We start from the raw sequence: 26,107 nt of genomic DNA, 5'->3' as shown, positions 1-26,107 counted from the left end.
CGATTCCATTGGTCGTTACACTCGTCGGGATACACTGGGTGTATCTGCTGTTCATTGGGTTAATTATTGGCTTCCTCGTCATGCGGAGAGATACGACCATTGTATGTATGGCGGGGATATTCCTGCTCGGCTTGCTGGCAACTTCCTCGGTCAGTTCAGCGGTCAGCGGTATATTTACCAGCTTTATTTATGCCATTAAGGAGTTGCTTGGCACCATTCTCATCATCTCGATTATTGTCGCGATGAGCCGTGTGCTGCTCGCGTCCGGCATTAATGAAACGATGGTATCTCCATTCACCAAGCTAATGCGCGGTCCCACGATGGCCTATTGGACACTTGGGATTGTTATGGTCGTCATCAGCACCTTCTTCTGGCCGTCGCCAGGTGTCGCTCTTATTGGTGCGGTGCTGCTGCCAGCAGCAATTCGCGTAGGGCTGCCTCCTCTTGCTGTTGCGATGGCTATGAATTTATTCGGACATGGTATCGCATTGTCAGGCGACTTCGTCATTCAGGGCGCACCGAAGCTTACCGCGGATGCAGCCGGATTGCCCGTTAAGAGCGTGCTGGAAGCCAGCATCCCGCTTGTGCTGGTCATGGGTGTCGTCACTACGGTCGTAGCGTTCTGGATGATGCGCCGCGATATGGGGCGTGGTCTTCTGACCATGAGTACCGGTCTTGCCAAAAATGACGACCGCAGCAGCTTCCATGTGACCCGTATTCCCTTATCTCCCGTTGCCAAAACAACTCTAGCCATTCTCATTCCCCTGCTCTTCGTCATCGACGTCATCATGCTGTTCAAGTTGAATCTTCAGGGTGGAGAAGCAACGGCGCTTATCGGCGGAACCGCTGCAATCATACTCATCGTCGTTACCCTGCTCACCCATCGCAAGCAAGCACTTGAACAGACAACAAGCTACCTCGTGGACGGCTTTCTATTTGGGTTCAAAGTATTCGGCCCTGTCATTCCAATCGCCGCATTTTTCTATTTAGGAGACTCTGCCTTCTTCGAAATCTTCGGCAAAACTCTGCCCGCGGCATCGCATGGGATTGTGAATGATCTAGGGTTGGCGCTTGCACACAGCGTTCCACTCCACCCTGCCATCGGTGCAATTACCCTCACCATTGTAGGAGCTATTACAGGATTGGATGGGTCAGGATTCTCCGGCATCTCGCTTGCCGGCTCCATAGCGTCCCTGTTCGGGGCCGCCATTGGCGGCGGGACAGATACCCTGACTGCACTCGGTCAAGTTGCCGCCATATGGGTCGGAGGGGGAACACTAATCCCTTGGGCGCTCATACCAGCAGCAGCTATTTGTGGCATCAGCCCGTTCGAGCTGGCACGCCGCAACCTTGTCCCGGTGATCATCGGCTTAACCGTCACGACACTCGTCGCAATGCTGCTGCTTCTCTTGTAGCAACAAGTCCCACCTGCTCGCTGCTTTGCAACAGGTGGGACTTGTTTTGATTCATCCATCATTATTATTGTTACCTTGACACCTTTTCAACTTATATCAACTATGTCTGACAGATTCCTTTTTAATCCTCTTCACTAGTGTTTGTTATCCTTCAAAGTCATCATTTTAGTATTTGTTATCACTTTAGTGTTTGCCATCATTTTTTTGCTTATCATCGCTTTTGTGCTTGTCCCCATTATTGCCATGATCCATTGGTTTGTTCATGCTTCCATTGTGCATGCCGCCGTTTTTCATTTTCTCTTTTCTCTTCAAATAACGTTGGTGGGAGATTTCATCAATTTCCTTCCACGATGCTTCCTTGCCCTTCAGGGCTTGATTGTCCGACACGAACTTCTGCGCTGCATCCTGCGTAGCGAACAACGCATAGCCATATTTCATCGGTGTCTTAATATCCGCCTTTACCGGAGTTGAATCCTTTGCTGTCACCCATTCTAATGTACTATAATCTCTCACCCAGGATGCAGCCGGCTTCTCTTTCATATCTCGCTCATAATTCAATAAGCAGCCGACATCGTCAAAATAGAGATGCTGACCATCTGCTGTCTGCATTTGCGCTGTAAACATCCCCATATCTTCTTCTCTCAAATAGATTTTCATTTGGCAAAAGGCGCATAAGTCCTCATGAGTTGGCTCCTCCGCATGCGCTGCAGCCAGTTCCTGCTTGAGTTGTGCCTTATTCTCAGCCGTTTGGCTTACTTGTTCCTTCCCCGTATTCGGAGCCGCTGCCCCCTCAACTGGCGCCGCAGCTTGTTCGCCCTTCTCTCCCGCATGGTCTGCACCGCCACATCCAGCAAGAATACTCAGCATCATGATCGAACAAATAAAAATAGCTAACCCCTTTTTCATATAACACCCTCCACGATGGAATTCATTGACAGAACAAATGCTAGCAAGCAATTGTGAGGAGATTGTGAAGGAAGTGAAATGAATTGTTGAACTTTATGTTGCAATTTTCCAAAAAGAAGTACGAAACTTCATAGATTTGATCAGATTTTGTGTCTAAAGCCGCTATAATGTTGCTATATTCCATTTTTTGAAATACAGGAGGAAGCGCCTTATGCGCCTTGCACCTTTCTTACGCACATTTTTGCCTTTGTTTGTTCTGCTCACTCTTGCTTTTGTTCTTACCGGGTGCGGCAAAAATGATTTCCAGCCTATAGAGCAGCAGCCTATTATCGTCAGCGTCAATGTGAAGGACCATAGTCTCTCCTTCCTTGATCCTGTCCGCAATAAGGTGTCGGCGGCATGGCAGCTCGATTTCCCGCTTAGCGGCGCCCTATTCCTTGCGCAGGATCAATTGCTCGTCTACGGCAAGCAGGCGGACAAGGCTCTCATTTACCAATTGTCTACGGGAAAGCAGATCGAGACATGGGACGTAGGCAAAGGAGCGGCCAATGCGCTGCTGTCCCATTCGAAGCAATTTGTCTATTTTGTTGATCAGCATCATAAATCGATTCGCGCTTTCCGGCTGGACGGCACGCTTCAGTACGAGGTTTCTGTAGGCAAGCAGCCGTTGCATATGTATGAGGAGAAGGACGGGAGCAGGCTGTACGTCATCAATTTCGACGATACGACGATGTCCATTATAGACACTCAATTGCAAAAAGTTGTACAAACATTCAGCATTAACGAATCTTCGGCTGGCGGTCTGCTGTTGGATGATCGGCGTGAGCTGTGGGTTGGCGGTCACGGAAGCGGAGCTGAGGTCGAGTCGGACATCCATGTGTACAACATGGATACCGGGTCGCTTATTCGGCGCATCCCAGCTCCTTATATGCCCGTAAGCTTTGCACAGACGGATACAGGCATATTCGCACTGAGTCACGGTTCCAGCACGCTTCGCAAGTTCGCGCGGAATACCGGCGCAGAGCTTGGCACGATCAAAATTGGCGCCAACCCATTCGAGATGAAGGAAATTGGCGGCAATCTATACATCGCTAGTTATGATAGCAATCAGATCTATGTCATTGATCCCAACTCACTCACCGTCAGCTCAATCATCCCTGTGGGCCAAGGCCCATTCCAGATTACGTCCAACTCATAAGCGCAAGGAGGAACAAGCATGAACCAGTCTCGATTGCTCATTATCGATGATGAAGAAGATATGAGAGCACTCGTGCATATGTATTTGAAAAGCTCTGGATTCGAGGTGTACCAAGCCGCGAATGGCGAGGAAGCGCTAGAGATTCTGTCTGCCATGTCCATCGATCTAATTGTTGCCGATGTCATGATGCCGATACTGGATGGCTTCACGCTCTGTCTGAACATACGCCAGTCCTCTAACGTGCCAATCGTCTTCTTGACGGCAAGAGGAGAAGAATGGGATCGTGTCTATGGCCTGAAAATCGGTGCCGACGATTATATTGTGAAGCCGTTCAGTCCAAGCGAGCTGATCGCCCGCATCGACGCGGTTCTGCGCAGGGTTAATCGAGAATCTGCAGCAGACAAAACGGTTCAGCTATACGGCCAAATCGAGATCAATGAACGAGGTAGAACGGTCAAGGTATGCGGCAAGCCCTTAGCTCTCACCTTGAAGGAATTCGAGCTTCTCCTCTTCTTATGCCGCCACCGCGGACAAGCACTCAGCCGCGAGCAGCTTCTGGAGCACGTGTGGGGTATCGACTACGAGGGCAGTGTTAGAACCGTAGATACACATATCAAAACACTGCGCATTAAGCTCGGCAATGTGGGTGAATTCATACAAACGATGTGGGGCATCGGATATAAACTAGAGGTGTAAATGGCATGAAGCAGCTAACCTTAGCACAGAAAATGTGGCTTATCGTATGCGCGGCGATTATCGGAACTGTGTCTTTTTCGTATGCGCTCACTCACTACTTCTATGAAAAATACTATGTCGAAAAGGTAGATGAAGGACTGCGGCTGGAAGGGCTTCGCCTTGCAAGCAACTATAGCGGTGGAGAGGTCACCGCCAAGCTGCGCGATCAGATCGATTGGTACAACAAGATGTCTGACTCGGAGGTGTTTCTTGTCACGAACCCGCGCGAGTTAAGCGCCTGCCTTCCCTTCGAAGTCGAATACGACTCCCTCATCAGCGAGCAGGATCGCCAGCAGCTCCTTCAGGGCAACCCCGTCACCAAGTCCGGGTTCGAGGAACGCTTCGGCCGCACGATTCTATCTGTCAGCATCCCGCTGCTGGACGACAATCGCTTGCAAGGCATCTTATTCCTGTACATCCCGCTTGCAACCATTATGGAGATGAACAAGGAACTGACCAGCATTTTCATTCCGATCACCTTATGCTTCGTGTTCCTGTCCCTTGCGCTGGGCAGAACATTAATCAACCGCATCACGCAGCCCCTTCGACGCTTGGAGTCCGCTGCCCATGAGATGGCACATGGCAATTATGCGGAACGTGTTCCGATTACAACACATGATGAAATCGGCAAGGTGGGACAAGCCTTCAATCAGATGGCATGTGCCGTTGCCGAGGAGGATAAGCGCAAAAAAGAATTTCTCGCGAACGTGTCCCATGAGCTGCGGACCCCTATCAGCTATGTGAAGGGATACAGCGAAGCGATTCTGGATGGGGTTGTTGAATCTGAACAAGATCAGCGAAGCTATATCAGCCTGATCCACCGCGAGGCCGGCCGCATGCAGCGGCTAGTTCATGATCTGCTAGAGCTGGCCAAGCTGGAGAACAATGCCTATCCGCTTGCCATCACCCATCTGGTGTATGCTCAGCTTATTGAGGATGTGCTGATGACATACAGACACATACTTGTCCAGCAGCAAATTGCATTGGCGATCGATCTTGATCCCGAGCTTATTATTGAAGCCGATCAAAATCAAATCGAGCAGGTGCTCCATAACCTGCTGGACAATGCCATAAGGTATACGCCGGAACAGGGAACGATCAGCGTCGAATTGCGCGCAAGCTCGGACACCCATTGTGAGCTGAGCATCAGCGATACCGGCATCGGCATTGCCCCTGAGCATCTTCCCCATATAACCGAGCCGTTCTATCGAGCCAATAAGGCGCGAACCCGCAAGGATGGTGGAACAGGGTTGGGGCTTGCCATTGTGTCCAATATTGTTGCTATGCATGGCGGAACGCTGACCTTTCACAGCATCGAGAATGAGGGGACGACTGTGACGATTGCGCTGCCGCGATACAGAGAGACATAAAAACTTGCGGGTTGTCATGCTCCGTTCACACATTCTTTCATCTTTGCACACAATTGTGTCGTAATGTAGGAGCCAAAGAAAATGAAAATGGGGACAGGATGGTGGCCAATTGTGACCAATTGCAGACAAGTCAACAGAAAAATGCTGCTGGCCGCTCTAGCTTTGCTATTGTCTCTCCTCACCTGCTTCCCAGGTACAAGCAAGCTGCATGCCGCCAACGCTAATGGGAAGGCGTTCATCGTTCGTGCCGGAGATTCGATCCAGAAGGCCATTAATGAGGCTGAAGTAGGCGCAACCATTACCGTACAAGAAGGCAGCTATCATGAACAGCTTGTCATTGATAAGCCACTGAAGCTCCAAGCTGCAGGCAGTGCTAAGGTTACGCTGAACGGCAATAATCAAGGACATGTCGTCACGATTACCGCCCCCGGCGTTTCCCTAACCGGATTTCAGATTATCCAGAGCGGCAGCAAAAAGCAGGACGCTGGTATTTATATCGCCTCCTCGGACAACTTGATCATGTCCAATACGCTGTCCCGCGTACAGAATGGCATCTATGTCAACAAAGGAAGCCGTAATCAGATCGAGAACAATACGATAACGAGCAATAACAGCCGCATCTCTAAGCGGGGCAACGGCGTTCACCTCTTCTATGGCAGTGGTAATGTCGTCCGTGGCAATGACATTTATGATGTGCAGGACGGCATTTACATCGACTTTGCAGCCGACAGTACGCTAAGCAGCAACACGATATCCGATTCACGCTACGCCATTCATCTCATGTTCGGTGAAGGCGGTCGCGTATCGGACAACCAATTCATGTACAACATTAACGGGATGATGGCTATGAGCTCCTCCTCCTTTCGGATTGAGCAGAACATCATGCAGAAGCAGCTTGATTATCGCGGCTACGGAGCGCTCCTCTATAACACCGATCACATCACAATGCGGGGCAACCACATAATGTACAACAGCAACGGTCTCGCGCTGGAGGATGCGAGAGACAGCATCATTTCGGACAATGTCATCGCGGGCAATCATCTTGGCCTTAGTCTGCTGAAGGGCAATACCGGAACTACCATATCGGGCAATCAGTTCATCGGCAATGTCGTACAGGCACGAAGCTTGGATGCTAAGCAGGCCATTGATGACGGCACATCGGGCAATTATTGGGACGACTACTCTTCCTTCGATATTACCGGCGACGGCATTGGGGAACTACCTTACTACGCAGGCTCCATCTATGACAAGCTGCTGCCGAAGCAGCCGCAGCTGCAATTCTACTTCGAGAGCCCTGCCATACAGCTATGGAATGCAGTTAATCACATGCTGCCTTCCACTAGCTCTACGAGCGGAGCAGATCGATTTCCGCTTACGCAGCAGCCCACCCCTCAACCGCTTGTAGATGATCCTGCACAAGCAGTCCTAGAAGCGGAGCTTCCTGCAGACAGCCGCCATCTTATCGGCATCGCAGGATGCTTGTTCCTAATTGGCGGCATATTCATTCTTGCACAAGGGAGGATTCAGAAATGACATGGAGATTCGGAACAGTCGTAGCGGCAGTCGGCCTCCTGCTTGCCACATCCTGCGGCAAGCCAAGCTATGAGCCGCGCCCGATTAACCCTGATATCGATGTATGCATCATATGCAATATGAGCGTAGCGAACGAAGACTACGCAACAGAGGTTGTATTAACGGACGGCAAGATTATGACCTTCGATGATATCGGCTGCATGATGGATTATATCCAATCGTATCACAATGCAGACAATCCGATTGCCAAGTCCTATGTATACGCCGCAAGCAATTGGGTAGAGCTGGAGCAGGCCTGGTTCGCCTACCACCAAGACTTCTGGACACCAATGGCGAATGGCGTGCTGGCCTTTCCGAACAAGGAACAAGCAGAGCAATACGTTGCACAAGAGGGCAAAGGAAACGTTCTGTCGTTCTCTGACCTGAAGCAGCATAAATGGGACGGTCATCAATGAAGCATATAGGTTCGATTGCGAAGCAGGAAATGAAGCTGATCATTCGCAGCCGCTGGCTGGCAAGCTTCTCCATATTATTTACACTACTGGCGCTGTTCATCGTATTCTTCGGCAGCACCGGCTATCAGGCAGGATACGAAGGGTTTACGAGAATGACTGCAGGACTTCTGAATCTCTCCCTCTTCCTCGTTCCGCTTCTCACGCTGTTAATGGGCAGTACCATGCTCGCGGGAGATAAAGAGGATGGGGGCTATCAATTACTGCTCACCTACCCGGTATCGCCCACTTCCATTGTCCTTGGCAAATACATAGGCATGCTGGCGGCCATTGCAGCCGTTATCCTGCTCGGCTACGGTATTGTCGGAACTGTGCTGTGGATAACGAACCGCACTGGCATGTTCGCCGCCTCCTTGTTTTTTCTCTTTATCGCCTTGACCCTGCTGCTTGCGGCTATCTTCCTGGCGATAGCTTCGGTCATCGGCGTGTATGCCAGCACGCGATTCCAAGCGCTTGGAATCAGTATTCTGACATGGGCGCTCAGCGTGCTCCTGTACGAATATATCGTGATGGGCGTCTCCAGTGTTGTCCCTTTTCATTGGATTATTACACTCTTAACCACATCCATCCTGTTCAACCCAGTTGAGCTGATACGGGTGTGGAGCATCGTTCAAATGAAGAGCGGCATGATATTCGGGCCGACGCTCTATGACTTTACGATATGGGCCGAGGGGAGCACCGGACAAATTGCCTTCTGTCTGACGGCTGCGGCATGGATCATTGCTCCGCTTGCCTTATCCATCATCATTGTGAAGCAGGGGGGGCGCATCCGCGAATGACGACAAATGCGATGATTCGATTCGATAATGTATCCAAGATTTATTCCAAGCAGAATCAGGTGCGCGATATCCACTTCTCAATCGGCCAAGGCGAATGCTTCGCCTTATGTGGAGGCAATGGCGCCGGGAAGAGCACGATCATTCAGATGATGATCGGCATTGTGAAGCCAACGTCAGGCAGCATTTACTTGAACGGGCACAGGGTATCGTCCACGGACAGCGCCTATAAATCCACATTCGCCTATATGCCTGACAATATGGTATTTCCCCGTTCCTTGACGGGATACGAGGTGCTGCACTTTTTCTCCAAGCTGCTGCAGGTGCCGCGAGGTCGCATCGATGAGCTGCTCTGCCTCGTTGGGTTGGAACAAGACAAGCATAAGAAGGTAAGCCATTATTCCAAGGGAATGCAGCAGCGGCTCGCGCTCGTACAAGCGTTGCTGCCTGAAGCTCCGATCATCATTCTGGATGAGCCCACCAACGGACTTGATCCCTATTGGGTGCATACGTTCAAGGAACTAATCCATGCTGAACGCAGGAAAGGAACAACAATCCTCTATTCGACTCATATTTTGTCTGTCGTGGAGGACACGGCCGATACTGTCGCCTTCATGAATGAAGGCGTCATGGTCGCATGCGATTCTGTCGCTAGACTTTGCCGTACAGAAAATGGACATCGTTCCTTGGAAGCCGTCTTTTATGATACATGCCAGCGTATAGCCACTAGTTCGTAATTAGTGTTTCTTTTCTCGTAGTAGAACGATGTTGGTATTTGCCTTTACTCGTGCAAGGCTCGTATCATTCAAGTGTGCACTATACAGTTGCACATTTATATACCTATCCAAACACTGTGCACTTATCTATACAAATGCAAAAAGCCAGCGATCGCTGGCTTTTTTAAGTTCATCAGTATGCATGCATTACGACATGATTAGCAATGTTTCTCATGAACATGCGGTTGTACCGCTGCTCCTGCCAGTTCATCATAATAGGCCTGTAGATCAATCGATCTGCCCCCATCCAACCGTGATGCCTCTGCTGCGAATGCCATCAGATGGCTGCGTACGGAGACAGAGGCAGAAGACTTGCTCTCCGTCACCATTCCCGCCTCGAAATCACGCACTTCCTTAATAAAGGAGCGGACTATATCTGCATCTCCACCCCCATGCCCCGCAGCAGATGCATGAATATGGACAACACGCTTCTCCTTCGTCACGAAATCATGGAGCGTGAAAGCATCATCCTCCATATTGCCGCGAATATCCCCTTTCGTGCCCATCACCTGCACAATGCGAGTATTGTCGTGTGTGAAGCCGCACATGCTGAAGGTAGCCGTTGCGCCACTGGCGAATTCCATATTGACGACCTGATGATCCACAACATTATTATCCGTCTGATAGACACATTTGCCGTACGGCCCTTCCCACAGCGCCTTAATGATGCCTTCCTTCGTATGATCGTCTGTAATTTTCCGCGCCCATCCAATGCCTTCCCCCAGGTAATAACGCGGCGCATGATACTGGCAGACATGTTCTGCCGGACATCCCTCGATACAGCGCAGCGGTGCACCCTCCGGTCGATTCCCTTCATGAAAATGCATTAACGAGCCAAACGAACTAATGCGTGTGCACGGTTCCCCCATTAAGTACGCCAAAATGTCCATATCATGGCATGATTTCTGCAGGATCATCGGGCTCGACTCGTCGCTATTGCGCCAATTGCCGCGTACGAAGCTGTGCGACATATGCATATTGCCCACGTTCTCATTTAACTGTATCGAGGCGATATCACCAATCGCACCTCGGTCGATTTCCCGCTTCAAAGATGACCAGAATGCCGTATAACGCAGCACATGGCAGATCGTGAGCAGACGATTGTGCCGCTTGGCCGCAAGCTCCATCTCCACACACTCTGCCGGCACAGGCGACATCGGCTTCTCCAGCAGAACATGATACCCTAACTCAAGTGCCCGGAGCGTTGGCTGGAGGTGCATTCGATCCAATGTACAGATAATTGCAACTTCTGCCTGCCTCTCGTTGCCAAGCAGCGACTCCCAAGAATCGAATTGCTGCTGAGCGGTTAGTGCAAATTGCTCGGCAAATTTGCGTCGTCGTTCTGTATTCGGTTCAGCGACACTTACAATACGAAATTCATGCGGATTCTCCAGCGCATATGGAGCATATGCACGTGCTCCCCGATCCCCTGCTCCAATCACAACCGCAGTGATAGGCTTCATGTTGCTTCTCCCCCTCTAATGAAGCGAAGGAACGCCCGCAAGCAGCAGCGTTCCTTGGCCTCTCATTATTTTGCTTGGTAAGCCTTATTCATTTCATCTGTAATCATTTGCAGCTCTTTATCCTGCTTCAAGGTCGCAATAAACTGATCATAGGCTTCAATCGTCTCTTTCCCAATGATCACCTTCGTCCGCATATCATCTACCTTCTTTTTAATTTCCGGGTAGAACCGATTATAGGCTTCCGAATAAATGCCGCGTCCTGGATCTGGTACAACATGCTCCTTGCGCTCATTTACAATTTTCACGTTGCGTTCATACAATTCATCTGGCATCCCCACTGCAGCAATAGCCATATCGTCGCTAATCAAGTGGAACAAGCTCGACATGTTGCCGTCTCCCGTCAGATCTTTCTTCGCCTGCTCAGTCGCAATCCGCTTGCCGTTCTCTTCCTTGTAGTGTACGTCTTTCACACCGTAGTACTCCAGAATATTGCCCTCTGGGCTATTTCCATAATCGAACAGCGCCAGAATCTTCTTCACCTTCTCCTCTGGCACCTTCTTGGGAATCAGATACACGCCATAATAGGACTCACCGGAAGGGACATACTTAGCCCCCTGCGGATTCGCCAGGTAAGAGGCCGGAATGAGGTCGGCCTTCGGATCGATCTGGCGAAGCACTTCCCCTTGGATCCAGACATGGTTCATGGATAAGCCCACCGCTCCTACCTTGCCGCCACGAACCATATCAATAATTTGCGAGAACTTTAAGATGGCAAAATCCTTCGGGAACAGTCCTGCATCGTAGGCTTTCTTAATCCACAGCAGCGCATCACGGGAAGCATCTTCAGTGATGATCGGCGCCAGCTTGCCATCCTTCAACTTCCATGCGCCTTGCGTTTCATTGAAGACGTTATATACAAAACCGAGCGAGTCTGGGGATGCCGCATACGGAACGATATCAGTCTTCCCGCCGGGCGCCTTCTCCTTAAATGCCTTCAGTACGTCGAAGAGCGAATCCATGGAATTTGGCACTTGCAGATTCAGCTCATCCAGCCAATCCTTACGCAGCATCGGGAATACACCGCCGCCAAAGCTTGGATAGTACCGTGGAATGGCATAGTTCTTGCCCTCGATCTTCGTCTCTTCCCACATCGCCGCCTTAACGCCTTCCGTTAGATTCGGATAATCCGTAATGAAAGGCGTCAAATCCCAGAACACGCCTTGCTTAATCATCTTCTGGAGCTGCGAGTTGTTCAGCGACTCCACAAAGGTAACATCCGGCATCTCACCGGACGCCAGCATCACATTGACCTTATCTTCAATCGTCGTTGGTGTCAGCCATGTGATGTCCAGCTGTGTATTCGTGTTCTTCTCTAGTTCCTTCCACATCGGATTGCTGTTGTTCACCATGTCGGGCGCATAATTCAACGTTTGCAGTGTAATCTTCGTCGGACCTTCTCCCCCAGAGGCACCGCCTGTGCCTCCACCGCCGCATGCAGTCAGCAGCAATGAACATGCCAGCATGATAAACATTGTTGTCTTGAGCAAGGATGACAACTTACGTGATGAATTGTGAACCATTCTGAACCCTCCTTTTTGATATGCGAGCGCTACAGGCTGTCAATGTGTATCTATATCTACTCATTCTTTGACAGAGCCGACCATCGCACCTTTTGCGAAATGCTTCTGCAAGAATGGATACACCAGCATAATCGGTACGGTAGCAATAACGACTGCAGCCATTTTTAACGTCTCAGACGGCATCTGACGATTCATACGAAAATCCGCACCGCTTCCCCCTGCACCGCCGCCCATTGCCGCCGGATCGACCAGCAGGTTTTGCAGCAGCACCTGCAGCGGCCACATGCTCTGGTCGTTAATGTACATAAGCGCGTTGAAATAGGTATTCCAATACCCTACCGCAAAGAACAAGCCGAATGCGACCAGCGCTGGAAGTGACAAAGGCAATATGATGCGCCAAAATACGCTGATTTCGTTGCACCCGTCAATGCGTCCCGCCTCCTCCAGACTATCTGGTATACTGTCGAAGAATCCCTTCATAAGCAGAACGTACCACCCACTGGTCAGCGACGGAATAATAAGCGACCAGATATTATCGATAAGTCCGACATTGCGCACAATTAAATACTGCGGCACAAGTCCTGGCTGGAACAGAAAGGTTAACAAAATAAGAAACAGAATGGCCTTCCGGAAGCGCAGTCGCTTCCGAGAGAGCGCATAAGCCAAGCCCCCGGTTACGATGAGGCTGCACGCTGTTCCTACTGTAGCCAGAAAGGTGCTCACACCGAGTGCGCTGACGAACAAGCCGTTTGCGAGCAAGTACTGATAGGCATCCAGTGACCATTTGGCCGGGAACAAAATAAGCGGCTTTGTGTAATATTCCGTTGGATCCGTGAACGACAGCACGATTGTATAGTAAATGGGAAAGACGGTCGCCAAGCTGATGAGCAGCAGAATGGCTATGTTCCCGATATTGAATAAGCGATCTCTCACACTGTTATCTCTCATAGCACTTGTCTCCCTCCCTGTTTAATATAAACTGTCCTGTCCGAAGCGCTTGGCGATTTGATTGGCCGCCACCACAAGAATGACGCCAACTACCGATTTGAACAATCCGATGGCTGTACTGTAGCTGAACTCCCCTTGCTTAATCCCAACCCTGTACACATATGTATCGAACACTTCCGCTACATTGGAGACGGCTGCATTCATCATCAGATAAATCTGCTCGAATCCGGTATCCATAATAGTGCCTAACCGCAAAATAAACAGAATGATGATCACATTGCGCATGCCCGGCAGCGTAATATGCCAAATGCGGCGCATCCGCCCTGCTCCATCCATCACCGCAGCCTCATACAGCTGAGGATCGATTCCTGCGATAGCAGCGAGGAAGATAATCGTCCCCCAACCGACCTCCTTCCAGATCGACTGTGCCGTCAACATTCCCCAGAAATAACTTGGATTCGTGAGCAGATCAAAAGCCTCTTTGTCCATAGACAGCAGCAGCTTGTTGAACAACCCTTCCGATTGCGAGAACATGAGGAACGTCAACCCCGATATAAGCACCCAAGATAAGAAGTGCGGAATGTAAATGAGAGACTGTACTGTTCGCTTTACAATCGAATGCCGAACCTCGTTCAGCATGATAGAAAGAATGATCGGCGCCGGGAAGAAAAACAACAGATTCAGAAAACTGATAGCGAGTGTGTTGCGCAGCAGAATGTAGAAATCTTCATTTGCAAAGAAGCGGCTGAAATGCTCGAATCCTACCCATGGACTTTGAAACACACCGAAATACGGCGAATAGTCTTGGAAGGCGATCACAAGATTCGTAATCGGAACATACTTGAAGACAAGGAAGAAGAGAAGTCCTGGCAGCGCCAACAAATACAAGTATCTATCCCTCTTCACATCTACCCATACACGTGTGCGCGCTCTTCGTTTAGATGATGTCCTCCGTTCTAACTGGGCTGCAGATGTTGATGGTTCCATGCTCACCAGTACTACCTCACTTTCTTCTGCATGTTCAATTGAGACAACGAGTATCACAATGTCTGCTAGGATTTTTATCAATGTAAACGCTATCACAATTTCATGCAATTTGACTTTTTTGCTGAAGCGTCTTGCCTGCCTGCATAACCGTGCTTATTCATCGCTCGATGAACGCACAAGCAAGCCCCGCAAAGAATCACTGCTGCGAGATTCGATGCAGCATTTTTGCGATTTCCTGAGGCTGCACTTTTTTTCTGTAAGCCTTTTCATCCGTTGTGCCATTCAGTATGATAAATACAATCGGCCACCATACCAGAACATTCCATACTACCGTTCTTGTATGAACAGCTTCGTGCAGTCGAGCAAATTACAATTTCTATTCCAATATCAATGATTACTCCATTATTCCGTTTCATCATCCATTGCCACACAGGAGGAATTCATGGGAAAGCTGCATGATATACTACGTCCCTCTTCCAAGGGAATCTTCTATTGGAAAAGTCTCGCGCTCGCCGTACTGCTGACCTGCCTGCCAATCACGATCATCAGTGCGGCTTATTTATATATGGGCAACCAGCAGCTTGTGAAGCAGTTTCAAGAGAAGAACGACAGCGAGATGATTGAAGCAGCCAAACAAATCGATAAACAGCTTGGGCAGCTTATTAATTACGCTCTACATATGGTCGTGAAGCCGCATTTCAAGCCGACGATTTCCGATATGGATTTCGCACAGCAGTTCGAGGAAACGAACCAACTGCTCGATACGCTCACGCTGATCGAGAATGCCGATCCGATTATTGATCAGGTGTATTTGTACGTGGCGAAGCAGAACAAAGTACTTCAGCCCTCGATTGGTCTTCGGACATTGGAGCAGGAAGAAGAATCTCGCTGGAAGGAGCTTATGACGGCCGAGCAGGGCATCTTCTGGACACATGAATTGCAGCGTCCCTTCAGTAGAGGCTCGTCCCATGCCGTCGTAATGAAGCTGCCGTTCAATGGAAACGCATCTTATGGGGCTATCGTGATTTACATCAATCCGTCTAAGCTGTTCGTATTTGCGAACCCAGACCGATATGCTTACCTGCTGGACGAGGAAGGACACATTATTGGGCAAAGCGGAGCAAGCAGACAGAATCCTGAGGCATTCGCCGCTATTCAATCTCATCAGACTCAACATACAGAGGCATTGAATCAACCTAGCGGAAGCAGCAAGGTTCCCTTGGATCAGGATACATTGCTCATAAACACCGTAACCTTGGAGAAAATGGGCGGCAAATGGACTTACTTATCGGCTACCCCTCAATCCATCATTACAGCACCTACACGACCCTATACACATATCCTCATTGTGTGCTGGATATTTGCCGTGCTGGCTGCGTTAGCGTTAAGCTGGTTCGCTTCCCACCGTATGTATCGGCCGATACGCCGGATGATGAACTTGCTTGCAGGCTGGCGCTCCCCGGATACGGATGTTCACAATGAGCTTGATTATATTGAACGGGAATGGCAGCATTATCGAATTACAAATGAAACATTGGAACGGAGGCTGAATCAGGCCGTGCCGTCCATGCGCGAGGCAATTATGAATCAATTCATTACAGGACAGGCAGCGCACTGGACGGAGAGGGAGATGATTGAGAAGCTTCATACGATGGGGGTCGCCATTGAAGGCAGGTCATTTGCAGCAATCGTTCTACAACTTCATACAACCGATGAAGAATATAAGCCGCTGTCCGATAAAGACGATGTTCTATTAACGTACGCAGCTATCAATATCGTGGCAGAGCTATCCCAATCCGCAGCGGAACATGTTCACACGATTAATTTCTTAGATGGATCGTTCGGACTTGTGCTCATACTTCCCACACAGGATCATACTCAAGCAGAAGCACAACAGGAGCTGCACAGTCTGTGCTCCCATTATATCAACGTCCTGCATGAGGTTCTGCGCATCCAGGCCACCATCGTCTATAACGGGCCAACTTCGTCGTGGATGGATATTCCCCATGCCATGGAGCAGGCTCAGCGTGCGCTTCGTTGCCGCACCTTCGACGCAACGAGCCAATTGCTTCAGGCCGATCAAGTGCTGGATAGAGCGAATACGCTGCTTGAAGCCCCTCTGCTTGTGCTTGAGCAGGAGCTTATTTACGCTCTCAATATGGGTCTGGCCCAGGAAGCGACGCAAGCCTTGGAGCAGTATGTAGAGACACTGCAAGCAAGCCACGCGGCAGAATGGCTTGTCCATCAAGCGCTATTGCGACTAATGGGAAGCATCCATCGCGCTATGCTTCAGGCCGGCCATAATCCGTATGCCGTCTATGACAGCGCCCAGCTGTATGAAGAGCTTCGTATGCTGCGCAATCCACAAGCATCCTTGTCCTGGTTCCAAGAGAAGGTGATCCACCCTTACATTCATTCGCTCTCTCGCAGCTTCAATGCATCTATGAAGGAGATTGTAGACAATCTGCTCGAACAGATTGCACAAAGCAACGGCCAAGAGATTGCACTCGAAACCTATGCGAAAAGTAATGGCGTCAGCATCTCCCAACTGAGCAAAGCGTTCAAGCAAATGACAGGAACGAACTATGTCGATTATATTACCTCGATAAGAATGAACTATTGCAAGCAGCTTCTACTGACCACGGATATGAAGATCAATGAAATCGCTGAATCGGCCGGTTACCAGGCCCCCTACTTCAATCGTATGTTCAAGAAGCTCGAAGGAATAACTCCCGGCCAATATCGCCAGCGTCATTCCTCACAAACCCTATAGCAGGATGTCGCAATTGGAGCAATAACTTCAGCATAACCTTATACATCACTGCAGATCATGGCTGGCATTCCGATCTCCGTTCTGATGGGTGCTGTCAGGCGCATTTCATAGGTCTATACAACTTCGGCCCCTCCACTGCTTACCGCAGTAGAGGGGCCGAAGAACTTATTATTTACAATGCACAGAATCTAGCAAAAAGACAATCTTAACCGTCGATTACAGCAGACTGACTGTTACTGCATCGTCAGCAGCATCGTGCCCATTCGGCGGGCAGTCTCCATCATCTGCGGGGCAAAGGATACAAGCGTATCTGCCGACATCCGGCTGACAGGCCCCGATACCGACAAGGCTGCGACCAGCCGCTGATTCCGATCCATGATCGGCACAGATACAGCCGCCGCTCCAAGTTCGCGTTCTTCCAAGCTCACAGCATATCCGAGTCGACGCACTTCCTCAAGCTGCTTCATATAGCTGTCCTTGTCAATGGAGGACGGCCAGCGTGAATCGCGCAATGCAGCCTCTAGCTCGTGCGTCTCAGCAAAGGCAAGCAGCACCTTGCTGGATGCCCCCACGAACAACGGCAAACGAACGCCTACTGGCGCTACTCTACGGATCGCCTGATTGCTCTGCACGGCCTGAATCCGTATCCGGTCGTTGCCATCCTTCACATATAGACTCACCGTCTCATCCAACTGATCGCGCAGGAGCTCCATCTCCGGCTGCAGCAGCTGAGCAGGATCATCGACCTGCGTCAAATTCGCCGCCAACTCCCATACCCGATATCCCAGGCGATACTTATCGCCATTTTTAAGTACGAATCCGCGATCCTCCAATGTTGTCATCAGACGATGAACAGTGCTCTTATTCAGCCCAACGCGGGTTGCAAGTTCCGTCAAGCTGATATCTCGCTCATTGGCAAAACACATTAATATATCGAGTGCACGCTCTACGGCGCGTACGGTTAGCTTTCCTCGTTCTTCCACCATGTATCTCCCTCTTCGGTTCCATAGTATGGAACATCGTTACAACTAGTATAACTCTCTTCCTTATTTTCGTAAAGATACTAGCACCATTCTCCCGCATCCTACGAACGTCCCTTGTTTCGACATGTTTTTACAGGGAGATTGCAATGTTACGGGACGATTACAATCACCTTACAAATCGCGCAAATCCGTTGACCCTATGCGGATTCCCGCATACGATAATGATACGAAGACAACGTTTACACGAATCAGCTCCCATCGGGACTTTTGTTCTATATGAATTTATTGGGCTCGACACCATTCTGCATTACATCATCGAAGGAGGTCATCTACATGAGCACACCTGTTATTACATCTCCCGCACTACAGCCTGAATGGCTCGGCCCATCTGGAGCAGCCCCTGCGGCAGCGCGGAGACTACGAGTGAAGCATGTAGCCATTGCGCTATCCCTATCGACCTTCTTCGCTGCGATTGTCATCTTCCTTGCCCTGCACGGATTCATCGCATGGATGTTCGCCAATCCGCAAGTACCCCCGCTGTTCTCCAATCCAATGGAGGCCAAAGGGATGAAGTACGAGACGGTATCCTTTCCCGCTCGCGATGGGCATACGCTGGTAGACGGATGGTACATTCCATCTGATAAGCCTTCCAAGCGCACCTTGATCTTCAGCCATGGCTACGGGGCCAATCGAGAAGAATATTGGGTGCCGATGTATGACCTCGCCAAATTCGCACATCGACTCGACTACAATGTCATCATGTTCGACTATGGATTTGCTTCCGAACAGCATCCGACCAAAGCAACAGGCGGCCGTCTGGAGAAGGAACAGCTGCTAGGCGCAGTCAAGCTCGCGAAGGAACGCGGTGCTGAGCACGTCGTCGTATGGGGCTTCTCCATGGGTGCCGGAACGGCGCTTCAAGCAGCACTGCTTACCCATGATATTAATGCCATGATTCTGGACAGCACCTTCCTGCTGGAGCCAGATACGCTATATCATAATTTGCAGCAGTACGCTCCACTGCCGAAGCATCCATCGCTTGATCTGCTGCGTACCTTCTTCCCTGCTGTCAATGGCACGAGCCTGCAGCAAATTCCATACAACGAAGTGAAATCAACGAACTATGAGATGCCGATTCTCTTCGTTCATGGAACAGCGGACTCCAAGGCGCCATATGGAATTGCAGAAGGCATTGCCGCCCATCAGTCCAATAAGCTCTCGCAGGCATGGATCGTCCCTAATGCACAGCATGAGCTTATCTATCGCACACAGCGCAAGGAATACTTGTCGAAGACATCCGCATTCCTGAATGCAGCCTATCGTGCTGATCGCGGTTTGTTCATTGCACAGAACTAACTTCCCTGCTACGCCGATTGAGACGTTTATAAATTCGGCAAGGAAGTTTCACAGGACACGAAATGGAATGAATCGAAGTAGTACCGCAAGCACCCCGCTTGCGGTTTTTTTGTGCCATTTTACATAGGTCAACCTATGAAGCTAATACAATAAAAAGAACCATTTCAATCAATAAGGAGGGAGAACATTGCAGCTCATATACGGGCCACTTATGCCTGTGCGTGTGTTGGAAGAGAGTGCCTACTGGAAGCAGCAGGAGAAGAAGAATACAGAGGTCATTCGCGCGATTGTGCCCCAGCTGGAGCCTGAATACGTACAGCTGCTTGCCCAATGGGAACAGGTTCTGTCACAGACGGAAGATGCAGCGAGGGGACAGCTGCGCACCGCCCTGCAGCAGCCAGATGTCCTTCAGCCAGATCAGCTTCAACAGCTTCAAGAATTGCTCCGCGCTTCTGTATATCAATCCGAGCAATTCGTTCAGCAGCTTGATGCCATTAAGCACAACAGCCAAGCCGTGCAGCATACGGAGCACGCCCCTGTCGTATTCGATCATATCACGGAGCGCTCCCAGTACTTTCTGAATGCCATTAAACCTGTCTTTTACCCAGCAGTAGAGCCCCCGGGAAGCAATCATAACACTCGTTCTAGCAGCAGCTCCTCCCCACCAGCTCGCATTCACGCTGCGGGGAACGAGCCTTCCTCGCATTGGCCGCAGCATCAGTATCAGCCCCAGCAACATCAGTATCCCTATCAACAACAATCCATTCAAGGCATTCATGCTCACATTGGCAATACGCGCAGCGCGCTTCCGGAACAGGATGATGACGCGGATGAGGAATCCTTCGTTCCAATTGGCGGACATCGGCTTCCACCGCTTCCGTACCCTTATAATGCGCTTGAACCTTATATCGATGAGAAGACGATGCGCATTCATCATGACAAGCATCACAAGAGCTATGTGGACGGCTTGAACAAGGCCGAGTCGGCGATGGCGGAAGCACGGCGCACCAATAAGTTCGATCTGGTGAAATATTGGGAGAACGAGCTTGCGTTCAATGGGGCCGGGCACTATCTGCACACCATCTTCTGGGATGTAATGAGTCCGCAGGGTGGAGGCAGGCCTACAGGCAGTCTGCTGCGCCAAATTGAGCATGACTTTGGCAGCTACGATGCCTTCCGGAAGCATTTCTCGAACGCAGCAGAGAAGGTTGAGGGTGGTGGCTGGACGATACTCGTCTGGAGTCCGCGCAGCCGAAGATTGGAGATTTTGCAAGCTGAGAAGCATCAGAACTTGTCCCAATGGGATGTCGTCCCGCTGCTGCCGCTCGATGTATGGGAACATGCTTATTATTTGAAGCATCAAAATGAACGGCCAAAATATATTTCCGATTGGTGGAATGTCATCAATTGGCCCGCTGTATCCGAACGATTCGAGCAAGCTCGCAAATTGAAATGGACTCCCTTCTAAGCTTACAACATCATTCGATGAATGAGGTGTTTACTTCCTATTTTTCGAGCTTATTCGCCGTTGCGCCGCACCCTTTTCGTTCTATACAATAATAATTGGAAATAGCTGGATCACGTGCGGTTCTGTGCCGCGCTTTCCTTTTGTACCAGAACAATGAGTTATCGACTTCGAAAGGGGTGAGGCGAATTGCTCAGACCTATTGTGAAATGGGCTGGCGGCAAACGCCAACTACTTCCCAGCATCCGTTCCCTTCTGCCTTCAGCAGACTGGACGCGAGCAGCCTACTTCGAGCCGTTCATCGGCGGAGCGGCGTTATTGTTAGCATTAACGCCAGACAACGGGGCCATTAACGACGTCAACCCAGAGCTCATCAACGTGTACCAAATGATAAAGCAGCAGCCAGACCAACTTATCGAAGCCCTTCGCCAGCATCGAAACGACGAAGGCTACTATTATGAAATTCGGGCATGGGATCGGAACCAAGAAGCCTACGCCGCCTTATCCTCTATCGAACGCGCCGCCAGGCTTATTTACTTGAATCGGACATGCTATAACGGCTTATACCGAGTCAATGCAGGCGGCCAATTCAATGTTCCATTCGGGAAATACAAGCGGCCGAACATCATAAGAGAAACAACTATTCGCAGTATGTCCTCCTATTTGAACCGCGCCAATATTCGAATGATGGATGGAGATTTTGCTGAGGCTGTGCAGGAGGCACGCGCCGGCGACTTTGTCTATTTTGATCCTCCGTATGACACCTTGACGCCAACTGCCGCCTTCACTTCGTATGCCAAGGGGGGCTTCGGCCGACCGGAACAACAGCGTCTAGCCAATGTATTTAAGGAACTTAGTGAACGTGGTGTATATGTCATGCTGTCCAATCATGCGACAGACTATATTCATCAATTGTATGAGGGATATCGAATCCATACGGTAAAAGCGAGGCGAAGCATTAATTCCAAAGGTGATGGCCGTGGTGTGATCAACGAGGTCATTATTATGAATTATTGACATGTAAGACGAAACGTGGATATGCAGGCATTGGTTGTATAACCCTATGGGCAGTGCAGGCATCAGTCAATCCCATACTTCTTCTTCGCACGATCGTAAGCTTCCTGGGCGCGATCCCGCCTTGGAAGCTTACTGTTGATGTGCAGAAGGAGCAGTAGATCGCAGGCGAGCAAGATGAGAATGGTCATCTCCATCCAAACTCCCATTCTATTCCCTCCTTAAATGAAATCACTAATCTACGAAAAAGTGAACTTGCCATCCATAATTGTGACAGCCGTGCCGGTTAAGTACACCCGCTCCTGATGCAGCTCCAACTTCACAACGCCTCCTCTTGCAGAACATTGACGTCCAGTAAGAGACAACTTGCCGAGCTTGGCTCCCCAATATGGCCCCATCGTGCAATGAGCAGATCCCGTAACCGGGTCTTCATTCACACCGAGCGCGGGGAAGAAACAGCGAGACACGAAGTCAATTCCGTCATGGGCTGATTCCCCTGCTCTCGCTGTAACGAGCACACCAATCGCTTCTTGATCGCACGCCTTAAGCTGTTCCCAGTGTGGCTCCAGCGACCGTACAGTCTGTTCTGAATCCACGATGGCCATTAACTCGATTCGGCTTCTAAGTACCTCATGCACCGAGCAGCCTAGCGCTTCCTCCAGACGCACTCGCAGCGCCTCATCCTCTACGGGCATTAGCGAAGATGCTGGGAAATCCAGCGTGATCTCGCATTGGCCCCCGCTTTCCTTATATGCAGCATGGAGAATGCCGCTCTTCGTCTCGAAGGAGACTCTGTCCCCGCTTACAATCTCGCATTGCCGTAATACATGAGCCGTAGCCAGCGTTGCGTGTCCGCATAGATCAACCTCGACCTCAGGCGTGAACCAGCGAAGGCCGAGAGGGCGCTGAGCCCCCTCTTCCCACTCTGCATCTACATGAACAAATGCTGTCTCGGATAAATTCATTTCGGATGCGATATGCTGCATCATCGTCTCATCCCATTCCTGTTCAACGAGACAGACCGCAGCCGGATTGCCGCGGAATGGCGCATCTGTAAAAGCATCTACGATGTATACCTTCATGTCCATACCTCCCTTGCCTAAGATTACTACAGCCGGCTAATCGAATAAGGCAGTTCTGTTCTATTTCTGTTCTATTCCCTATCAGCTTTCTTGGGATCTAACAGAGAAAGGTATGTCTCCGCCGGCACCGCAGCCAGCCATGGACTCGGCTTGCCGACACAGAATACATGAAGCTCATGCATGGCCCGCGTGCAGGATACATACAGCAGTTTCTGTTCATTTGCACGCCCATAGGCAGCTTCCGATGCATCATAGATGACAACTGCATCGAATTCTACTCCCTTGGCCAAATACGAAGGAATAACCAGCGCACCCTCATGGAATGAGGCCGTATCTTGCTCGACAAGGTAAATCGAAATTTCATTTTGCAGCGCCTCATATGCTTCCTTGCTCTCTTGAGCCGTCTTACAAATCACGGCTACATTGCGATGCCCTTCCTGCAGCAGTTGCCGTATGCGATCCACGACCAGTCGATCACGCTCCGCTCTGTCCTCTACAACGGTAACTGTCGGCAGATTCCCAGCCCGATCGAACGGTTCAATACGATCGCCATCCATAGCCAGATAGCGGGCGAACTCCATAATCGGACGAGTTGTGCGGTAGCTTCGCGTCAAGTGGAAAGTTTCCGTAGATGAATCGCCGCGCATATCCGAAGATAACCAACTGCTGTTAATATCCTGTTCCCCAGCATGTGGATAAATCGCCTGCTCCCAGTCACCAAGCAGCGTCATGCTGCAGCGCGGGAACATTCGTCTTAACAATGCGAATTGGAACGGTGAGTAATCCTGCGCCTCATCAATGAACAGTTGGCGAATAGAGGTATTCACACGGAACCCCTTAATGCATTCATTCAGATACAGATATGGCGTTGTATCCTCAAACGGCATCTCCCCTGATAGAAGGCGTGCTTCCGTATCTGCACATATGGTTCTCCACTCCGCAGGCAGCGTTCCGGCTGCCGCACATCGCTCCGATACATCCGGCATAGCGAACAACTGACGATACGTCCCCTCCATATCAATAAACCCAAGCTTCTTCACCTGTGAATAGAGAGACTTGAAGTGCTCATTCACAATCGATGCAGCAAGCCAGTCGCGTTCACGCTGGAAGTCATCGAAGGTTTCCTCCGAGAACTGCTTCTTGCGCTGCAGCTTCATATAAGCTTCGTGGTATGCATCATCATCCAGCATCTCTACTTCCTCATCCACCCACGCCTTCTTGCGTTCTTGCTTCGCCGCGCGATGCAGTTCCCCACGCAGCCATTCGGCCAGCAAGCGCAAACGGTTCGGCAGCGGAAGCGATGCATCATAACGGTAGAGCTGGCTGTGAATTTGCTCTGCAGTTACGATTACCTCATCGCGGAAGCAAATATCATGTAGCTGCAGGCCTTCTGTCCCTAACCACTGTACGTACGCATGGATCATATCAATATAGTTACGGCTTGCCTTGAAGCGGATCGCCTCCATACGAGCGCTATAGCCCTGTTCTTCTGCAGCTGTCAGTGAATATTCCATTTGCTCGAACGGATGCTCAAGCTTGAAACTGCTGCCTAGGCGGTGCTCCAAATAATCCTGGAAGGTCGTCTGCTCCATGTTTCGTTCTCCCAGCTCCGGCAACACTGTCGAGACATAACGGTTGAACAGAGGATTTGGGGAAAATAATACGATCTGCTCCGCCTGCAGTGTTTCCCGATACCGATAGAGCAGGTATGCAATACGCTGCAAGGCTGTCGACGTCTTACCGCTGCCTGCTGGCCCCGTCACAATCAGCACGCCGCTCCGTTCATTGCGAATGATGCGGTTTTGCTCCTGTTGTATGGTCGCTACAATGCTCTTCATATGCTCGGCTGACGGCTGACTAAGCATTTGACGCAGCAGTTCATCTCCAATCGTAACCCCGGTATCGAACATTCCACGGAACCGGCCTTCCGAAATAAGAAACTGACGCTTCAGTTCCATCGTACCTTCTATCTCCCCTACAGGAGTCGTGTAGCGCGCAGGGCCTGGAGGGAAATCATAATACAAGCTCGACACCGGAGCTCGCCAGTCATATACGAAAAATTCGCCTTCTTCATTGCGGAAAGAGCCAATGCCTAAATAGATCTCCTCACCGCGCATTTCTCCATCTTCCTTGAAATCGATTCGTGCAAAGTAGGGAGACTTCGCCATGCGAGTTAATACATCCAACTGACGCGCAGCATGGCGGTGTCTATGCTCGCGTTCGGTTAACACCTCTGCCTGCTGCTTCATGCTGGCGAAGGTCTCTATCGCCTCATTTATATCGTCCATGTTGATTTTGACATCGTCCCAGAATGCCTTGCGGAATTCGACTACTTCGTGTTTGATGTCGCCAATATCCTGCTGCAGGGGCTCAATATGCTGCTCAATAGCTTCCATCACCCGAACCGCTCGTTCCTCTTCTAGACGCCATTGTTCTTCTTTCGTACTCATCTAACCACCCGCTTCTTTAGAAATTTATAAATCAAGGTTGACAGCCTGTGATTCGATATGGTATTATATATTTGGATAGTAATGCGTTTTAAAATATAACCATATCGTACATTAGATCTTAACATAACAGTCCTCTGCTTACAAGATGTTGATTAGGCTTTTTCCTTGTCAACTTTTGTATACAGAGGACTTTTTGCTTGAATGTAATTATGTGATCACCAGTTAGGAATGTACGATAATCTTTTTCTTATGATGCTCCTCAAGAAGCTGAATAAGCTGTGTCTGCTCGGACGGGTTAGACAAGCAAGCAAGTGGGATAATATGTGCCTGCATCGAGCTGATGAAGATATAGATACAGTCCTTGGTCATTCTGATTTCCGGTATCGCATCCCAGTTGTAATGAGCGCTGCCGACCGGCGTCGTCTCATCAATTCCATGCTCAGCGATTTCCATCGTATGATCGCCAAGCCAGGCTGCATTTTCTGTGGAAGCAGACCAACGCATAACCTTTCTCTTAATCGAAAAATACATAAATACGTTCAAAAGCACCCCCAGCGCTACCCCAACGACAATCGAGTACACCCATGGTTTTCCGATAACTTTAAGAATGATGCTTAAAAACAAGGGCAGGCCGATGATGTTCGCCAGCATGACTTTACGGTATTTCGGCATGCTGTATATCACGAATTTATTAAATTTCCAATAGTCTTCCTTTGTAATATGCATTGAAATCTTCATAGCAGCACTCCTTTATTTCCATAGATAGCATAAACATCTTTATTCCC

Annotated in this window: 22 protein-coding genes; 12 read left to right on the top strand and 10 right to left on the bottom strand. The window is 50.0% G+C overall.

The features are described from left to right. Positions 1–8: 8 nt before the first annotated feature. Positions 9–1,415, top strand: coding sequence for a hypothetical protein (locus M3661_RS14025; protein WP_065291575.1), 1,407 nt, complete (start codon positions 9–11; stop codon positions 1,413–1,415). A 183-nt stretch (positions 1,416–1,598) separates the two neighbouring features. On the opposite strand, the gene M3661_RS14020 is transcribed toward M3661_RS14025, so the two are convergent. After that, complete coding sequence (locus M3661_RS14020; protein WP_251486003.1) at positions 1,599–2,321, bottom strand: nitrous oxide reductase accessory protein NosL; 723 nt, start codon at positions 2,319–2,321, stop codon at positions 1,599–1,601. A 211-nt stretch (positions 2,322–2,532) separates the two neighbouring features. Between M3661_RS14020 and M3661_RS14015 the strand changes: the two genes are divergently transcribed. The 7 genes from M3661_RS14015 (at position 2,533) to M3661_RS13985 (ending at position 9,182) form a co-directional block, all read left to right on the top strand. After that, positions 2,533–3,519 (top strand): YncE family protein, encoded by a 987-nt coding sequence (locus M3661_RS14015; RefSeq protein ID WP_251486001.1) that lies wholly within the window; start codon positions 2,533–2,535, stop codon positions 3,517–3,519. Positions 3,520–3,537: 18 nt separating this feature from the next. Further along, entirely contained in the window at positions 3,538–4,215 is a 678-nt protein-coding gene (locus tag M3661_RS14010) for a response regulator transcription factor (RefSeq protein WP_251485999.1), read from the top strand. A 5-nt stretch (positions 4,216–4,220) separates the two neighbouring features. Beyond that, positions 4,221–5,624 (top strand): sensor histidine kinase, encoded by a 1,404-nt coding sequence (locus M3661_RS14005; protein WP_251485997.1) that lies wholly within the window; start codon positions 4,221–4,223, stop codon positions 5,622–5,624. A gap of 81 nt (positions 5,625–5,705) precedes the next feature. After that, positions 5,706–7,157 carry a right-handed parallel beta-helix repeat-containing protein gene (locus M3661_RS14000; protein ID WP_251485994.1) on the top strand — a complete coding sequence of 484 codons (1,452 nt, stop codon included), beginning with the start codon at positions 5,706–5,708 and terminating at the stop codon, positions 7,155–7,157. Next, positions 7,154–7,612, top strand: a complete 459-nt coding sequence (locus tag M3661_RS13995) for a nitrous oxide reductase accessory protein NosL (protein WP_174807691.1) — start codon at positions 7,154–7,156, stop codon at positions 7,610–7,612. The genes M3661_RS14000 and M3661_RS13995 overlap by 4 nt, the downstream gene beginning before the upstream one ends. Then, complete coding sequence (locus M3661_RS13990; RefSeq protein ID WP_251485991.1) at positions 7,609–8,448, top strand: ABC transporter permease; 840 nt, start codon at positions 7,609–7,611, stop codon at positions 8,446–8,448. The genes M3661_RS13995 and M3661_RS13990 overlap by 4 nt, the downstream gene beginning before the upstream one ends. Continuing rightward, entirely contained in the window at positions 8,445–9,182 is a 738-nt protein-coding gene (locus tag M3661_RS13985) for an ABC transporter ATP-binding protein (RefSeq protein ID WP_251485987.1), read from the top strand. The genes M3661_RS13990 and M3661_RS13985 overlap by 4 nt, the downstream gene beginning before the upstream one ends. 197 nt (positions 9,183–9,379) lie before the next feature. On the opposite strand, the gene M3661_RS13980 is transcribed toward M3661_RS13985, so the two are convergent. From M3661_RS13980 to M3661_RS13965, 4 genes are all read right to left on the bottom strand, one after another. Continuing rightward, positions 9,380–10,684, bottom strand: a complete 1,305-nt coding sequence (locus M3661_RS13980) for a Gfo/Idh/MocA family protein (protein WP_251485984.1) — start codon at positions 10,682–10,684, stop codon at positions 9,380–9,382. Positions 10,685–10,749: 65 nt separating this feature from the next. After that, positions 10,750–12,264: an extracellular solute-binding protein gene (locus M3661_RS13975; RefSeq protein ID WP_251485981.1), complete on the bottom strand. Its 1,515-nt coding sequence runs from the start codon at positions 12,262–12,264 to the stop codon at positions 10,750–10,752. Positions 12,265–12,324: 60 nt separating this feature from the next. Beyond that, the gene (locus tag M3661_RS13970; protein ID WP_065291583.1) at positions 12,325–13,212 is read right to left on the bottom strand and encodes a carbohydrate ABC transporter permease; all 888 of its coding nucleotides are present in this window, start codon (positions 13,210–13,212) and stop codon (positions 12,325–12,327) included. A 21-nt stretch (positions 13,213–13,233) separates the two neighbouring features. Then, the gene (locus tag M3661_RS13965; RefSeq protein WP_251486232.1) at positions 13,234–14,199 is read right to left on the bottom strand and encodes an ABC transporter permease; all 966 of its coding nucleotides are present in this window, start codon (positions 14,197–14,199) and stop codon (positions 13,234–13,236) included. Positions 14,200–14,641: 442 nt separating this feature from the next. On the opposite strand from M3661_RS13965, the gene M3661_RS13960 reads away from it, so the two are divergent. Next, complete coding sequence (locus M3661_RS13960) at positions 14,642–16,972, top strand: helix-turn-helix domain-containing protein (protein ID WP_251485979.1); 2,331 nt, start codon at positions 14,642–14,644, stop codon at positions 16,970–16,972. 233 nt (positions 16,973–17,205) lie between these two features. Here the strand turns inward: M3661_RS13960 and M3661_RS13955 are convergent, their stop codons facing one another. Next, on the bottom strand, positions 17,206–17,955 hold the full coding sequence (locus tag M3661_RS13955; protein ID WP_028533615.1) for an IclR family transcriptional regulator: 750 nt from the start codon (positions 17,953–17,955) through the stop codon (positions 17,206–17,208). A gap of 333 nt (positions 17,956–18,288) precedes the next feature. Between M3661_RS13955 and M3661_RS13950 the strand changes: the two genes are divergently transcribed. From M3661_RS13950 to M3661_RS13940, 3 genes are all read left to right on the top strand, one after another. Beyond that, positions 18,289–19,311: an alpha/beta hydrolase gene (locus M3661_RS13950; protein ID WP_065291585.1), complete on the top strand. Its 1,023-nt coding sequence runs from the start codon at positions 18,289–18,291 to the stop codon at positions 19,309–19,311. A 187-nt stretch (positions 19,312–19,498) separates the two neighbouring features. Then, positions 19,499–20,779 carry a Fe-Mn family superoxide dismutase gene (locus tag M3661_RS13945; protein ID WP_251485977.1) on the top strand — a complete coding sequence of 427 codons (1,281 nt, stop codon included), beginning with the start codon at positions 19,499–19,501 and terminating at the stop codon, positions 20,777–20,779. A 186-nt stretch (positions 20,780–20,965) separates the two neighbouring features. Then, the gene (locus M3661_RS13940; RefSeq protein ID WP_065291586.1) at positions 20,966–21,793 is read left to right on the top strand and encodes a DNA adenine methylase; all 828 of its coding nucleotides are present in this window, start codon (positions 20,966–20,968) and stop codon (positions 21,791–21,793) included. Positions 21,794–21,855: 62 nt separating this feature from the next. On the opposite strand, the gene M3661_RS13935 is transcribed toward M3661_RS13940, so the two are convergent. The 4 genes from M3661_RS13935 to M3661_RS13920 all read right to left on the bottom strand — a co-directional run bounded on the left by M3661_RS13935 (position 21,856) and on the right by M3661_RS13920 (position 26,060). Continuing rightward, positions 21,856–21,999: a hypothetical protein gene (locus tag M3661_RS13935; RefSeq protein WP_251485974.1), complete on the bottom strand. Its 144-nt coding sequence runs from the start codon at positions 21,997–21,999 to the stop codon at positions 21,856–21,858. Between the two features lie 30 nt (positions 22,000–22,029). Continuing rightward, positions 22,030–22,872, bottom strand: a complete 843-nt coding sequence (locus tag M3661_RS13930; RefSeq protein ID WP_251485970.1) for a PhzF family phenazine biosynthesis protein — start codon at positions 22,870–22,872, stop codon at positions 22,030–22,032. Positions 22,873–22,943: 71 nt separating this feature from the next. Beyond that, a complete protein-coding gene (gene helD, locus M3661_RS13925; RefSeq protein ID WP_251485968.1) occupies positions 22,944–25,322 on the bottom strand; it encodes an RNA polymerase recycling motor HelD in 2,379 nt (792 codons plus the stop codon). A gap of 222 nt (positions 25,323–25,544) precedes the next feature. Further along, positions 25,545–26,060, bottom strand: a complete 516-nt coding sequence (locus tag M3661_RS13920) for a YcxB family protein (RefSeq protein ID WP_251485966.1) — start codon at positions 26,058–26,060, stop codon at positions 25,545–25,547. Positions 26,061–26,107: the final 47 nt, after the last annotated feature.

The sequence above is a fragment of the Paenibacillus sp. MER 180 genome (genome assembly GCF_023713665.1).
In the GTDB taxonomy this organism is placed as follows: Bacteria; Bacillota; Bacilli; order Paenibacillales; family Paenibacillaceae; genus Paenibacillus_B; species Paenibacillus_B suaedae.
Note: the sequence above shows the minus strand (reverse complement) of the source record. Positions and strands in the feature narration are given on the sequence as shown.

Excerpts from the sequence above, each read along its gene's own strand:
- M3661_RS14020 (WP_251486003.1), bottom strand. The coding sequence starts at position 2,321 with ATGAAAAAGGGGTTAGCTATTTTTATTTGTTCGATCATGATGCTGAGT.
- M3661_RS13920 (WP_251485966.1), bottom strand. The coding sequence starts at position 26,060 with ATGAAGATTTCAATGCATATTACAAAGGAAGACTATTGGAAATTTAAT.
- helD (WP_251485968.1), bottom strand. The coding sequence starts at position 25,322 with ATGAGTACGAAAGAAGAACAATGGCGTCTAGAAGAGGAACGAGCGGTT.
- M3661_RS13985 (WP_251485987.1), top strand. The coding sequence starts at position 8,445 with ATGACGACAAATGCGATGATTCGATTCGATAATGTATCCAAGATTTAT.
- M3661_RS14000 (WP_251485994.1), top strand. The coding sequence starts at position 5,706 with ATGAAAATGGGGACAGGATGGTGGCCAATTGTGACCAATTGCAGACAA.
- M3661_RS13970 (WP_065291583.1), bottom strand. The coding sequence starts at position 13,212 with ATGAGAGATAACAGTGTGAGAGATCGCTTATTCAATATCGGGAACATA.
- M3661_RS14010 (WP_251485999.1), top strand. The coding sequence starts at position 3,538 with ATGAACCAGTCTCGATTGCTCATTATCGATGATGAAGAAGATATGAGA.
- M3661_RS13930 (WP_251485970.1), bottom strand. The coding sequence starts at position 22,872 with ATGAAGGTATACATCGTAGATGCTTTTACAGATGCGCCATTCCGCGGC.
- M3661_RS13975 (WP_251485981.1), bottom strand. The coding sequence starts at position 12,264 with ATGGTTCACAATTCATCACGTAAGTTGTCATCCTTGCTCAAGACAACA.
- M3661_RS13960 (WP_251485979.1), top strand. The coding sequence starts at position 14,642 with ATGGGAAAGCTGCATGATATACTACGTCCCTCTTCCAAGGGAATCTTC.
- M3661_RS13965 (WP_251486232.1), bottom strand. The coding sequence starts at position 14,199 with ATGGAACCATCAACATCTGCAGCCCAGTTAGAACGGAGGACATCATCT.
- M3661_RS14005 (WP_251485997.1), top strand. The coding sequence starts at position 4,221 with ATGAAGCAGCTAACCTTAGCACAGAAAATGTGGCTTATCGTATGCGCG.
- M3661_RS14015 (WP_251486001.1), top strand. The coding sequence starts at position 2,533 with ATGCGCCTTGCACCTTTCTTACGCACATTTTTGCCTTTGTTTGTTCTG.
- M3661_RS13990 (WP_251485991.1), top strand. The coding sequence starts at position 7,609 with ATGAAGCATATAGGTTCGATTGCGAAGCAGGAAATGAAGCTGATCATT.
- M3661_RS13980 (WP_251485984.1), bottom strand. The coding sequence starts at position 10,684 with ATGAAGCCTATCACTGCGGTTGTGATTGGAGCAGGGGATCGGGGAGCA.
- M3661_RS13995 (WP_174807691.1), top strand. The coding sequence starts at position 7,154 with ATGACATGGAGATTCGGAACAGTCGTAGCGGCAGTCGGCCTCCTGCTT.
- M3661_RS13950 (WP_065291585.1), top strand. The coding sequence starts at position 18,289 with ATGAGCACACCTGTTATTACATCTCCCGCACTACAGCCTGAATGGCTC.
- M3661_RS13935 (WP_251485974.1), bottom strand. The coding sequence starts at position 21,999 with ATGGGAGTTTGGATGGAGATGACCATTCTCATCTTGCTCGCCTGCGAT.